The sequence below is a fragment of the Rathayibacter sp. VKM Ac-2835 genome (assembly GCF_013266705.1).
Classification (GTDB): domain Bacteria; phylum Actinomycetota; class Actinomycetes; order Actinomycetales; family Microbacteriaceae; genus Rathayibacter.
Genome location: NZ_JABSNQ010000002.1, coordinates 539,319 through 552,744, shown reverse-complemented (window position 1 = coordinate 552,744; position 13,426 = coordinate 539,319). Strand labels below are relative to the sequence as shown.

Sequence of the window (13,426 nt, the reverse complement as noted above, 5' to 3'; positions counted from 1 at the left end):
TGGCGGACGGAGAGGCGGCGCCTGGGCCGCCGGCGCGGTGGCCGGTCGAACGGATCGGGTCGTCCCAGTCCGCGTCCACGCCGAAGGCCATAGTGCCGCTCAGGCTAGCCGAGCACGGCGCGCAGGCTCCGCGGGCGGCACAGCCCCGGCGCGCATCAGCACCCGACCAGCACTGCCTCCGCCGCCGCCCGGTCCTCCGCCCCGACCGCCAGCCCGTACGCCCCCAGCACCCCCACGAACTGCTCCATGTACCCGCAGCGCAGCTCCGGGGCCGGCGGCAGCCACTCCCCCGGGCCGGCGTCGCTCTTGGACTGGTTGGTGTCGTCCGAGGCGGCGACGAGGTTCGCCGGGTCGTTCGCGAACAGCAGGCGCTGCTCGTCCGTCCACGCCCATGCGCCGTGGTGCCAGGCCCAGCCGAGGGCGACGACGTGATCGATCTGCACGAGACGGGACGTGTCGCTCCCGGAGACGAACGACACCGCGGTGCCGTCGTACGGGTCGACCAGGGTGCCGGAGAGGACCTTGCAGTCGCGGGTGCCGGGCTTGAAGACCGGGTCGAGCAGGTCGCGGCCCAGGATGTCGTTGCGGGTGTCGCAGCCGTTGCGGTCGACGTCCTTCCAGGACTCGCCGAACAGGTCGCGGTCGTAGGGGACGTCGGCTCGGCCGTCATCCACGGGCAGCGCGGCGAGGGTCGCCAGCGCGAGGGCGGCGGAGTCGGTGGGGTCCGCCGCCGGTGACGCGGGGACGGACGCGGGCGCGGCCGTCGCGGTAGCGGCGGACGGAGTGGCCGTCGCGGGAGGGGGCGAAGCAGGAGCGGTCGACTCAGGACCAGAAGGGTCGGACGCAGACCCCGCACCGGGAGTCCCGACCGTCTCCCCCACTCCCACCACCGCGAACGCGACCGCAGCGACCCCGACGGCCGCGACGATCCAGACCCACCACGGCGCCCGCCGCGCCCGCCGATACCGGGCCGGAGCCCCCGGCCGCCCGGCACCCCGGCCGAGCCCCGGAGCCCCCACGCGCCGCACCCCACCGGGTCGCGGCGGCGGCGGCCTGCCGACCACCGACTACACCCCCGAGTCGCCGTCAGCCGGGACGACGGGCGCCGAAGCCCGCACCGCCCCGTCCCACAGCCGGATCGCCGCGCGCGGCACCGGCCCGACCACATCCACGCGCCACACCAGATCCACCGGCGACCCGGTTGACGCCTCGAACGGCACCACGTGGATCGGCGCCGACGGGTCGAACCGCAGCCGCTCCTGCAGCCGCGAGGGTGCGACGAGGAAGCTCGTCACGCGCTCGTGGTAGCGCTCGCCCACCTGCAGCTCGGTCAGCACCGTGGCGCTCACCGGGGTCATCGGGTCGGCGCGGGTCAGCGAGTCGAGCAGGAAGTCGTCCCACGGCACGTCGAGCTCGACGCCCTCGAAGTCCTCCGGGCGGCGCAGCGCATTCAGCGGATTCGTGCCCATCGGGCGGACCCGCGGGCGGGCGATCGCCTCCTCGTCGCGCTGCACGGAGGCGACGATGTCGGCCAGGCGCGGGGCGGCGATCCGGGTGAGCAGCGACTCGTCGTCGAGGGCGCGCAGCAGCATCCGCCGGGTGTGGTTCGACGAGTGCGGGAGGTCCTCGTCCAGCGCCGACAGGCCGAAGCCCTGGCCGGCGCCGTAGTCCGCAGCCATCTCCTGCACGAGCGCCTCGAAGGCCTCGTGCCGCCAGCCGCGGCGGACGAGCTTGGACGTCATCGCGGCGCGCATGCGGGCGACCGCCGCCGTCTCCTCGCCGCTGACGGTCGCGAGGCGCACGGCGAACGGCATGGCCCCGCGCTCCACGTCGAAGGTCTCGTGCTGCAGCCAGACGGGCGGCACGTGCCACGGCCGGTGCACGGCCTTGGACAGCAGCACCAGCCACTCGACGGCCTGGCGGTGCACCGAGCGCAGGCGCGCGGCCTCCTCGCGGGCACGGCGGGCACTGCGGCCGTAGTGCGCGAGTCGGGTGCGCTCGAGCTGGATCCGCCGCTCGAAGCGCGACCAGCCGGCGTGGTACCGGACGAGCGAGACCAGCGTGATCAGCACTCCGGCACCGGCCAGGCCCACCAGCACCCACAAGAGCACAGAGGTGATCAGCCCGGGATCGAAGGTGCCCGCGGGCTGCCGCGAGGCGTAGTCGTTGACGAACCAGACGCCGACGCCGACCACGAACGCGAGCGCCAGCACGGTGACCCAGCCGACGAGCAGCGTGCGGTGGAACTCGCGGCGCAGGCCCAGCAGCTCGCCGGGGCGCTGCGGGCGGATCGCGTCGATCTCGCCCTTGAGGTACGCGACCTCGTCCTCGGCGCGGCGGCGCTCGGCGCCGATCCTGTCGAGGAAGCGCCAGACGAACGAGGAGCTCTGCCGGCCGGCCCACAGGTCGTACTCGCCGAGCGCCTGCAGGCGGCCGGAGCGGCGCGCCTCGGCGTCGTGGGCGGAGACGACTGGCTCCGCGGGCTCGGGAGCCTCCTCCGCGGGGACCTCGATCTGGACGACGGTCCGCGGCTCGGCGGCCTCGCCCTCGACGAGCGTCTCCTGCGCGGGCGGCGCGAACGCGGCGGACTCGGACGGCGCGGGCTCGGGCTCGGGCTCGGACGACTCGGGCTCCGAAGCGACCGGAGCGTCCGCCTCCTGGACCGTCGGCACCGCCGCGGCCGCGACGGCCGCCTCCGACGCCGACACCCAGTTCTGCAGCCTCTCCCGCGGATCCGCGAGCGCCAGCGCGTACCAGTCCACCCGCTCCGGGAACCCCGGCGGCACGTCATAGCCCGACGACACCCACGGGTCGTCCGGCAGTGCGAGCACGTCGCCCACCCGGCCGAACACGGGCACGGCCCCCTCGACGGGCGCGAAGCCCGCGTCGCGGAGGTCGGCGCTGCCGTCGAGCGCGCCGAAGACCAGCTCGCGCAGGCCCGCCCAGAGCTGCGGCGTCGTGCGGACGTGCGCCATCGCGGCGGGCGCGTCGGCCTCGGCGCGGGCGCGGCCCTCGTCGTCGCGGAGGTGCTCGAGGTCGGCGACGAGGAGCCGGTCGCGGACGTCCAGCACCTCGTCGTAGTCGGCCCCGACGACGGCGGAGCCCTGCGAGGTGTGCAGGGCGCGGGTCACCGAGCGGTTCGCGCTCGAGGTCACCCAGAGCACGGCCCAGCGCGGGATCTGCACGAGCTTGCCCGCCGAGAAGGCGAAGAAGCGGCCGATCTGCGCCCAGAAGCCGATCCGCTCGGGCTCCGGCACGTCGAGCGAGCCGGCGGAGTCGTAGGTGAGCGCGCCGCCGTCCAGGCGCAGCGCGCCCGCGACCATGCTGTCGACGTAGCCGGCGATCTGGCCGTCGTCGATGTAGGCGGTGCCGGGCGGCGGCGGGCTGACGCTGGGGTCGATCAGCAGCGAGTCGGGGCGGGCGGCGTTCTCGAGCACGCCCGCGGCGACGCGGCGGCCGAGCGACTCGGTCAGCACCGCGTTGAGGAACACCCGCGAGATCCAGACGGAGTCGCCGCCGTCGGACTCGCGGCTCATCAGCTCGACGCTGCCGTCGGTGACGCCGTTCCACAGCCCGGCGACGCTGGCCAGGTGGGTGAGCGTGAAGCCGGTGAAGCGCTCGTCGTCGCGGACGAAGGCGTCGCCGGACCACGGGCTCGAGCGGTCCTCGGGCGAGGCGATGACGACGAAGCCGTGCTCGTGCGCCTCCACCCGCTCGCGCAGCTGGAACGCGGTCGGCGCGCAGATCAGCGTGACCCGGCGGAGCTCCGTGGTCTGATCGGCGAGGGTCGCCGACGGGTTCGGCAGCGGCATCGAGGTGCGCACCCAGCGGCTGACGAGGTCGGCGACCGCGTCCTGCGCCTCGTCGGTCTCGCGCTCGGGCAGGGCCGAGCGGAGGGTGACCAGGCGGACGAGGGCGAGCGGCTCCTCCGCGAGCGCCTCGAACAGGTCGACCGCGATCGCGACCGACTCGAGGTCGGCGCCCACGCCGAGCACCACGGCCTCGATCTGCGGCGGCGCGTAGGGCGAGGTCTTGACGTGCTCGGGCAGCACCCAGAGGGCCTGGCCGAGCAGGCCGGTCTTCGTCCACTGCGCCGCCAGCTCGAGCAGGGTCTCGCCCTGCGCGCCGCTGGGCAGCAGGACGATCGCCGCCTTGCCGTCGGGCCAGAAGCCGGCGTGACCGTAGCCGTCCGGGCGCATCTCCGGGGGCACGCTCAGACTCCGGAGTCGCGCGGACCGGTCGAGACGACCGACGACACCAGCCCCAGCAGCGCCTCGCGGAACTGCTCGCGCATCTCCCAGGTGACCGGGTAGTCGTAGACCGAGACCATGTCGTCCTGCTGCACGATGTCGCTGTCGAAGCGGGCCAGCTCGGCGGTCAGATAGGCCTGCACGGCGGAGCGGCGCGACGCGAGGTCGCCGTCCGCACTGCCGGCGCGGGACGACTCCGGCACCGGAGCGCCGGTCGGCAGCGCGCCGGTCTGCAGCCACTCGGCCAGCTCGGTCTCCTCGCCGCGGCTGCCGCCGAGCGAGATCAGCACGCGGTAGGCGGCGAGCGGCGCCAGCGTCCCGTCGACGTTGCAGAGCGCCATCGCGATGGCGAGCGACTGCAGCACGACGCCGGGGAAGTCGGCGGGGCGGGCGTTGCGCTCGCTGAGCAGCGGGTGCGGGAAGTCGGCGAGCGCGCGGGTCGACGGGTCCCAGACGGAGAGCTTGGGGCCCTTCTCGCCCTGCGAGGCGTCGACGGCGAGGCGGCCGAGGGCCTTGGCGACGTACCAGCCGCGGATCATCGACTCGATCGCACGCGGGTCCGCCGGGATGCTCTCGCCGAGCAGGCGGGCGCGCTTGAACTTCCAGAACGCCTCGCGGCTGTCCTGGGTGTTCGACTGCGCGAGCCAGCCGCGGGCGATCGGCTCCATCACGGAGTCCATCACGATGGGCTCGTAGGGGAAGCCGGACATCGCGAAGACCTCGATGCCGTCGACCTTCTGGTCCTGGAACCACGACTCGCTGGTCGCGTCGTCCCAGACGCCCATCTGGCCGAGCACGCCCTTGGTCACCTCGTACATCTCGGTGCCGGCGCGGAACGGGATCGAGCTGAAGACCAGCGAGGTGTCCTCGTTGATCGCCTTGCCGTGCACGGCGCGCAGCAGCGCCGGGTTGAGCTTGACCAGCGGCTCGCTGGCGCCGAGGGCGGCCTGGAGCTGCTCGCGGTAGCGGTCGCGGCGGGCGGCGAAGACGTCGGGCGGCAGCACCTCGGAGTCGAAGAAGCCGAGCAGGTCCTCGCCGATGTAGGCGGCGAACGGCGTGCCGTCGCGCTTCATCCAGGCGCGGGCGCGGCCGACGTAGACCTCGGGGTCGGTCGCGAGCTCGAAGGAGGCGCGCTGGGCCGGGTTGGCGACGGCCGGGTCCGCGGTGACGGTCGGCTTCCAGGTGCGCGGGTTGCCGACGAGCGACCAGGCGCCCGTGTCCGACTCGCTGTCCGGGCTGACGCCGACGAGCTGGTCGGCGAGCACGCGCAGCACGGCGTCCTGGTACTTGGCGTCGCCGTCGACGGAGGCGCGCACCAGCTTCTGGAACTCGGCCGGGTACTTCTCCGGCTCGACGAGCATCCGCTCGTTCGGCGCGGGCGAGTACTTGCGCGGCACGGTCTCGTCGACGCGGCGGGGCCAGAACTCGTAGGCGTTCTCGCGGTCGTCGCTGGTCTTCCGCGAGTGCACGCGCTGCAGCAGCGCGGTGCGGGAGCCGTCGAGGTAGTCGGCGAGCGGGCCGAGGAAGGTCTCGCGCAGCTCGGCGAGCAGCGCCCAGGCGGAGTCGCGCAGGGCGGCCTCGGAGGACCACTCGAGCGCCTGGCCGAGGCGCTGGATGGCGAACTGCACCGCCTCCTGGTCGGGGCGGATCGACTGCTGGTTGGCCGAGGTGCGCAGCTCGTCCGAGACGAGCGAGCTGAGGGTGCCCACCCACTCCTCGTGCTGGCGGGCCTCGACGCGCAGGGCGTCGACGGTACCCTTGAGGCCGCGCTCGAGGCGGCGGAGCATCGCGGTGACGACGGGCAGCCCGTCCTGGGCGACGTAGCGCGAGACCGTCTCGAGGATGTGACCGGGCATCGTGCGCGTCCACTCGTCGAGGCGGCGCTGGCGCGCCTCGCGGTCGCGCTGCAGCAGCCGCGGGCTGTGCCGGGTGAACTCGTTGACGAGCCGGTCGGTCCAGGTGGTGATGTCGGTGCCGCCCTGGCGGTCGAGCGACTCGGGCCGGGAGAGCTCGTCGTCGGCGCCGCGCTGCAGCTCGGCCTTGATCAGGTCGAGGGTGCTCTGACCGCGCAGCGCGTCGGTGACGTCGTTGTGCTCGGCGGTCTCCTCGTTCAGGCGCAGCTCGCGGAGGAAGCGCTGGTACTCGCTGTCGGCCGACTTCTCGATGTACTCGCGCTCGGTCATCCGCTCGAACTGCGGGTCCTCCTCGGCGTGCGCGAAGAGCATCCGGTCGATCGCGGAGCGGGCGAAGCGCTCGGCGGAGTACTCCAGGAAGCGCTCGCGGCCGAGGGTCACCCGGCCGAAGCCGATCGAGGAGAACGGCGGCGAGTGGTGCGCCGGGCTCATGAGCCCCGAGTTGTCGGGCAGCACGTTGGCGGCCGAGCGGGCCTGCCAGTTGCCGGACGAGTAGGCGATCATGTCGTCCTGCACGCGCTCGTCGATCATCCACGCGGTGAGGCTGGTGGCGACGGCGTCGTAGACGGCGTTCTGGTCCTCGAAGGTGACCTTGCTGTTGCTGCGGCCGACGATGAAGGGGTACGCGGCGCCGACGCGGTCCATCGCGGCGCCGTAGGAGGGGGCGACGCCCTTGGTGCGCAGCAGCTCGAGGGTCGCGGCGGAGGGGGTGTCGGTCCAGAAGCCGTTCATCGTCTCGGAGATCGCGGCGAGCGCGTTGCCGGGCATGCCGGCGGTGACCGAGAGCTGATCGAAGACGTCGGGCGCGTAGAGCATGCTGAAGAACTGGTTCGACCACGGGTACTGCTTCGCGGTCGACTTGATGATCTCGATGATGTCGAGGAACTGGCCGGCTCCCGAGCCGCCGGCGACCGACGAGATGACGATGACGATCGGGCTGCCGTCTCCGCCGTCGTCGCGGGCGCGCAGGCGCTGGCCGAGGGTCTGCAGCTCGGCGAGCGACTCCGCGTCGTTCATCTTGCCGATCGCGAGGCGCGCGGCCTGGGCGATCTCCTTGGTGGCGGCGAGCGCGACGGCGCGGCCGACGGCGCGGTACTGGCCGGCGCCCTTGGTCACGTCGACCTTGACCAGGCGCGGATCGGGCAGCTGGCGCTCGATGTCGTGGCGCATCGCGTTGTTGGTCGCGTGGGCGCTCGTGATCGAGCCGTGCACGATGTCGAAGGTCGCCGCGGTGCTGACCAGGCCGCGGTAGTCCTGCCGGGGCAGGAACGGCGCCTGGTACTCCATGCCGTCCTGGACGGTGGGGGTGTCGAAGTGCAGGAAGCGCCAGGCGGCGGGGATGCCGCCCTCCCAGCCGAGCTGCTGGAGCTTGAGCTCGAGCTGGTACTTGATGCCGCGGAGGGTCTTGCCGCCGGAGCCGCCGACTCCGATCAGGAGGAAGGGTCTGAGCATGAGGTCCTGCTTTCGTCTGGTCGCGCGGTGTTCCTGCGGTAGCGCGGTGTGTCGTGAGGCGGGTCTGTGGGAGGCGCGTCGCGGTCAGCGACTGCGCGGCGGAGGGGTGCGGGGGCCGGCCCGGCCGGGTGGCGGCGGCGGCGGGGTGGAGCCGCCGGGCCGCGGGGGCGGCGGTCCCCCGGGGCGGCCGGGCGCGCCCTGCGTCCGGGGCGGCGGGCCGCCGGGGCGCGGGGGCGAGGAGGGGCGGGGCGGGGTCGCGGTGGGGGTGCCGCTCTGGGCACTCCGCGGCGGCACGGAGGAGCGGGCCTCGGCGGCCGCGGGCTGGGCTGGGGGAACGGGCTGCTGCGGCTCCCGGCGCTCCGGGCGCTTCGCCGCGCGTTCGCGGCGCAGCACCTCGACGGTCTTCCAGGCGGGCTCGCCGGAGTCGCGGAGCAGGTCCTCGAGGCGGCGGTCGTACTGCGCCTCGTCGTCGCGGTCGACGCGGTGGTAGAGCACGGCCGTGGCGTGGACGGGCTCGTCGCCGCGGGGACGCTCGAGCTCCTGCTCCGAGACCACGATCGCCCAGAAGACGTCGAGCGGGAGGGCGGAGAACTCCACTCCGCCGTTCCCGAGCGGTCGCCCGGCGGAGGTGCCGCGGGTGCCGGTGCGGGAGGCGACGATCACGCCGCCGGCGGGCGGGCCGACGCGGTAGCTGGGCGCCTTCAGCGGCCACCACGGCACGTGCGCGCGGAGGCGGCCGAGCTCGGGGTCGGGCAGCTCGCGCACGCCGGTCTCGCTGCGGAGGTAGCGGAAGCGCTCGTCGAGGCGGCCGCTGGTGAGCGCCGAGCGGACGCCCTCGGGCGTGATCTCGACCGGCAGCGTGCCGCGCTGGAACGAGCCCTCCATCGCGATCTTCGCCTTCGCCCGGTTGAAGAGGTACAGGCCGAGCAGCGGCAGGAGCACGCCCAGCAGCAGGAGGACGAGCGCGACCAGGCCGATCGCCGCCGCGTTCACCGGGAAGGTAGAGGGGAAGGAGATCGCGACGGTCTGCGGGGCGCTGCTGCCGTCGCTGGTGCGGATGTCGAGGGGCAGGGTCGCCGAGACGGTGGAATCGGCGGGGGTGTCGTTCTCCGCGGCGACGGTCAGCACCGCGGAGGCGCCGGTCGCCACGACGATGCAGTCGCCGGGTGAGAGCGCCACTCCGGTCGGACCGGTGAAGGTCCAGATCCAGCCGCCGTCGCGGTCGGCGTTGTCGCTGGTGACGGTCGGCGCGTTCGCGAGGCAGACCTGGCCGTCGGTGCCCGCGGTCGGACCCTGGATCGCGAGAGTGCCCTCCGCGCGGCCGTCGGCGCCGGTCAGCTCGCTGAGCACGAGCGGCGACGCGACGCTCGGGAACGCGGCGGGCAGCACGGTGGTGATCCGCTGCTGTGTGGTGACGGGGGCGAGCTCGACCGCGTGCTCGGCCGTGGTCAGCGGCTCGAGCGAGGCGGTGACGAGCAGCTCGGAGGCGGTGACGTCGGAGGGCAGCGGGATCGTGATGACTCCGGAGGCCGCGTCGATCGCGGCGCCCGGCAGGTCGGCGGTCGCGCCGTCGGCGGTGCTGGTCGCGGTGAAGTCCGCCTGCCCGAAGACGGAGAGGTCGACCGGCTGACCGGCGCGGTCCTGGACGCGGGCGGTGAGGGCCGCGGAGAGCGTGCCGTCCTCGCCGCGCTGCACCTGGTTGGCGTCGTCGAAGACGATCCGCAGGTCGCTGAAGGCGAAGACCTCGGTGGTGCCGGGCGAGGTGAGCGTCCACTGCCCCTGCAGCTCGGGCCGGTCGACGGTGATCTCGAGCCGGGAGACGCCGGACGACTGCGAGACGGTGACCTCGGGGACGCCGGAGGAGGCGGAGATCGTGCCCAGGCCGGAGGCGGCGGGCGCCTGCAGCGTCCAGCCGTCCTTCACGACGGCCTGGATCCGCGCGACGCCCGGGTCGATCCAGAAGGAGCCGTTCGCATCGAGCGCCTCGGAGGCGCCGCCGGCGATGCGCGCGCCGAGCTGGAGGAAGACGGAGGCGAGCGCGTCGGGGTCGGAGGCGTCCACGACGGCGCCGCGGACGGAGCCCTCGGGTGCGACGGCCGGCCCGCAGGTCGCGGTACCGCCGCCGTACGCGCCGCTGCCCTCGACCAGCGGCCACATCACGCGGGCCTCCTCGCGCTGCTCGCCGTCGGCCAGGAGCGTGCCGAGCACGACGACGCCGGCCTGGCGGAGGGCCGCGAGCAGGCCGTTGCCCTCGGGCTCGTCGCCGTCGGGGTCGATCCGCACGCCGCAGAGCGCGTTGGTCGCGTCGGCCGTGACCTGCGCGGAGCCGAGATCGATCTCCCCGTCGGTCAGCCAGATGACCAGCTGGCAGGCGGAGCCGGCGCTCGGCTGGCTCTGCAGCGCGGTCTGCACGCCCTGCAGTCCGGCCAGCCAGTTGGTGCCGCCGCCGGGCGTCTTGTCGCGGATGACGCCGGCGAGCGCCTCCGGGCTCTCCTGCGACCACGGCCGCCAGTCGACCGCCGGCTCGAAGGCGCGGCTGAAGAAGGCGGCGCCCCAGTTGACGGTGAGCGAGTCGCGGAGGCCGCCGAGCTCCTGCAGGCTGCCCGCGAGGATGCCGGCCCGCGCGACGTCGGGGTCGGAGCCGCGGCCGTCGTCGCCGCCGGTGTTGAGGGAGCCGGAGCTGTCGACGAGGTAGTAGACGTTGAGGACGTCGGAGGAGGAGAGGCAGGTGCGCAGGTCCTCGATCGCGCCGCGGCCGATGTCGGTGAGCGAGGCGGTCTGCGTGCTGGTGGTGGTCGCCGCCTGCGCGGGCTGCGCCGCCGCTCCGAGCCCGAGGGTCAGCAGGAGCGCGGTGACGGCGATCGCGAGGGCGCGGCGGATCACCGGCTCAGCCACTCGGAGATCGGGACGCTGATGTTGAGCACGTGCCAGGCGCCGAGCACGAGCGCGGCCGCCGACAGCCAGTACAGCGCGCGGGTGTAGCGCGCGTCGGGCACGAAGCGGCGGGCGTCGCGGAGGGACTGCGCGCGCTGGGAGGAGAGGTCCCAGCCGGTCGCGAGGAAGACGAGCAGCGGGGTCAGCACGTAGCCGGCGACGCTCAGCCAGACGGCGCTGCCGCGCACCAGCGGCAGCGGCAGACCGAGCACGCGGACGGGCGCCGAGGCGACGGAGGCGGCCACGACGGCCAGCGCGAGGCTCACCACGAGCCCCGCGGCACCCACTGCGAGAGGCAGGATGCTGGCGGTTCGTCGGGCCGCGGGGGCCCGGTCACGCACGGTCGACACCGCTCCACCCTCCGCTGTCGCAGCTGAACGCTCCCTGTTGGGGGCGGTCCTCCAGTATGCGGACCCCGCTGCGAGCCGCCAAACCCCGCGATGGGGCGCCCGGGTGCCGAGCATGCTGATCGAGTAGCGCGCGGAGCGCGCGTATCGAGATCCACCACCCCCTGCACGCCAGGTCTCGATACGCCGCTCCGCGGCTACTCGACCACCATGGCTTGCCCGCTCATCGAGCAGCGCGGGAAGCGCTCCTCCCTGCTGATCGAGTAGCGCGCCCCGCGCGCGTATCGAGATCCACCCCGCCCGCACCCCCGGCCGCACGCCCCCGCCCGGATGGTTGACTGGCCCCATGGAGATCGTTCTCGGAGTCGTCGGCCTGCTCGGCGGCCTCATCGTCGCGGCCGCCGCCGTGGTCGCCGTCGTCATCGGCCAGCGCCGCGCGAAGCCGGCCTCGCTTGTCGACATCGACGTGCGCCTGTCGCACGCGGGCGACGACTGGTGGCGGGTCACCGCGACGGTCCGCAACCTCGGCCGCACCGACCTCCCCCCGACGACCTTCGTCGCGGACCGCCCGATCTCCTTCACCCTCGCCGGCTCGTCCTCCGCCGAGTGGTACGGCGCCCCGCCGCAGACCCCGGAGTGGTCGATCGACCCGTCCGGCTCCCTTCTGCTCGCGCCCGTCCTTCTCTCCCGCGGCGTCCCCGTGAGCGCGACGGCCGTCGTCCGCGGTCGCCCGGAGGTCCGCATCGACGCGCCGCTGCGCTACATCCCGGTCCGCGAGAACGTGGTCGAGACGACGGGGGCGGCGCCCGTGTGGGGCGAGCCCGCGGCCGCCTCCGCCACTCCCTCTCCCGCGTCCTCCGCCCCGCCCGCTCCGCAGCGCCTCGTCGACGCCCCCCTCGAGCCGCGCCCCGAGCGCGAGAGCGTGCTCCGCGGCGGCTTCGGCATGTGGTCGGCGATGGCGGCGGGAGGGCTCGGCGCCGTCTTCATCGGCGTCGGGATCGCACTCTCGCTGGCCGGACTGAACTCGACGCCCCTCGGCTCCTCCGGCGTCGTGCTGATCGGCGCCGGCCTGACCGGCCTCGTCGGCACCCTCGTCATCCGTCTGCTCCGCCGCTGGCTCGAGCCGCCGGCCCTCTGGCGCACCCCGCGGCAGCGCCTGCGCCGCCCAGGCACGATCATCGTGCTCGTCCTCGCCTACGCCGGCCTCGCGCTGTTCTGCCTCGAGTTCCTGGTCGAGGACGTCAGCGGCGACACCACCTGGGTCGCGGGAGTCGCCGTGCTGCTGCTCCTCGCCGCGCTGCTGGGCACGGGCCTCGTCGGCTTCCTCCGCCTGGTCGTACTGCTCGGCGTGCGGCGCGCCTCGCGGGGCGCGACGGCCTGAACCCCGCCCGCACCGAGCAAGGGTCTAGGCGCGCGGCGGGGCCGTCGACTCGCGGACGACGAGGCTGGTGGCCAGCTCGATGCGGTGCGAGAGCGGGGGGATGCCGTCGTGCATCCGGACCAGGGTCTCCAGGCCGAGGCGGCCGAGGTCGTGCATGGGGGTGTGCACGGTCGAGAGCAGCACGGCGGTCGGCAGCGCGGCGAAGGTGTCGTCGTAGCCCATCACGCTCAGGTCCTCGGGGACGCGGAGGCCGGCCGCTATCGCGGCGCGGATCGTCTGCAGACCGTCGATGTCGTTGGTCGCGACGACGGCGGTCGGCGGATCGTTCAGGCCCAGGAGCGCCGGCACCACGTGCTCGGCGGATCCCATCCCCTGCTCGGAGACGAGGGCCGGGTCCTCCGGCAGGCCCGCCGCGGCGAGCGCCTCGCGATAGCCGCCGTAGCGAGCGCGCAGCCCCGGATTGCGCGCGTCGCCTCCCACGAAGGCGATCCGCCGGTGTCCGAGCGAGACGAGGTGCTCGGTGGACTGCTGCCCACCCACCCAGTGGTTCGAGCCGACGCTGACCACGGACGGGTCGAGCGGGTTGGGCGCGTCGACCACGACGAGCGGCAGCCCTGCCTCGGCGGCGGCCGCCACGATCTCGGCGTCGATGGCGGTGGTCACGGCGAGGATCCCGAGGTGCCCCTTCGCCGCGACCGAGCGGACGAACGCGGCGTCGAAGCGCAGCGTCTCGTCGGCGGAACCGCTCGGCGCGAGGACGCCCGTGGTGACGTCGACGCGCTCGCTCTGCGCGCCTCCGACGACGCCCTCGAGCACGCGCAGGGAGTAGACGCTGAGCAGGGTGTCGAAGACGACGGTGACGCCGCCGCCGACCCGGGGCGCCCTGGTGCTCGGGCTGTAGCCGAGCTCGCGGAGGGACTGCTCGACCCGCGCGCGCGTGGCGGCGGAGGCGCCCGGCCGGCCGTTCAGCACCTTCGACGCGGTCGCCTTCGACACACCGGCGTGCGCCGCGACGACGTCCAGCGTGACGCGCGTGTCCGGCGTGCGGGCCACAGGCCCCTCCTCTCAACGGTGCCCCGACCCTACCGAAACTGTTTCCTCCCCGCCCCCCTGGCCTGGCGCGCGCCCCGTCGCGCCCCGCGAGATGCC

Annotated in this window: 7 protein-coding genes; 1 reads left to right on the top strand and 6 read right to left on the bottom strand. The window is 74.3% G+C overall.

Going from position 1 to position 13,426, the window contains the following annotated elements; translation table 11 throughout:
• Nucleotides 1-155 precede the first annotated feature (155 nt).
• The 5 genes from HRK28_RS10400 to HRK28_RS10380 form a co-directional block, all read right to left on the bottom strand.
• Entirely contained in the window at nucleotides 156-674 is a 519-nt protein-coding gene (locus HRK28_RS10400) for an HNH endonuclease family protein (RefSeq protein ID WP_367948390.1), read from the bottom strand.
• Nucleotides 675-1,067: 393 nt separating this feature from the next.
• On the bottom strand, nucleotides 1,068-4,211 hold the full coding sequence (locus HRK28_RS10395; protein WP_173251408.1) for a hypothetical protein: 3,144 nt from the start codon (nucleotides 4,209-4,211) through the stop codon (nucleotides 1,068-1,070).
• A gap of 2 nt (nucleotides 4,212-4,213) precedes the next feature.
• Nucleotides 4,214-7,615 (bottom strand): tubulin-like doman-containing protein, encoded by a 3,402-nt coding sequence (locus tag HRK28_RS10390; protein WP_173251407.1) that lies wholly within the window; start codon nucleotides 7,613-7,615, stop codon nucleotides 4,214-4,216.
• 84 nt (nucleotides 7,616-7,699) lie between these two features.
• Nucleotides 7,700-10,510, bottom strand: a complete 2,811-nt coding sequence (locus HRK28_RS10385) for a hypothetical protein (protein ID WP_173251405.1) — start codon at nucleotides 10,508-10,510, stop codon at nucleotides 7,700-7,702.
• Nucleotides 10,495-10,836: a hypothetical protein gene (locus HRK28_RS10380; protein WP_173251403.1), complete on the bottom strand. Its 342-nt coding sequence runs from the start codon at nucleotides 10,834-10,836 to the stop codon at nucleotides 10,495-10,497. Before HRK28_RS10380 ends, HRK28_RS10385 begins: the two co-directional genes overlap by 16 nt.
• Nucleotides 10,837-11,242: 406 nt before the next feature.
• Between HRK28_RS10380 and HRK28_RS10375 the strand changes: the two genes are divergently transcribed.
• The gene (locus tag HRK28_RS10375) at nucleotides 11,243-12,277 is read left to right on the top strand and encodes a hypothetical protein (protein ID WP_173251401.1); all 1,035 of its coding nucleotides are present in this window, start codon (nucleotides 11,243-11,245) and stop codon (nucleotides 12,275-12,277) included.
• A gap of 24 nt (nucleotides 12,278-12,301) precedes the next feature.
• On the opposite strand, the gene HRK28_RS10370 is transcribed toward HRK28_RS10375, so the two are convergent.
• Nucleotides 12,302-13,330: a LacI family DNA-binding transcriptional regulator gene (locus HRK28_RS10370; protein WP_173251399.1), complete on the bottom strand. Its 1,029-nt coding sequence runs from the start codon at nucleotides 13,328-13,330 to the stop codon at nucleotides 12,302-12,304.
• Nucleotides 13,331-13,426: the final 96 nt, after the last annotated feature.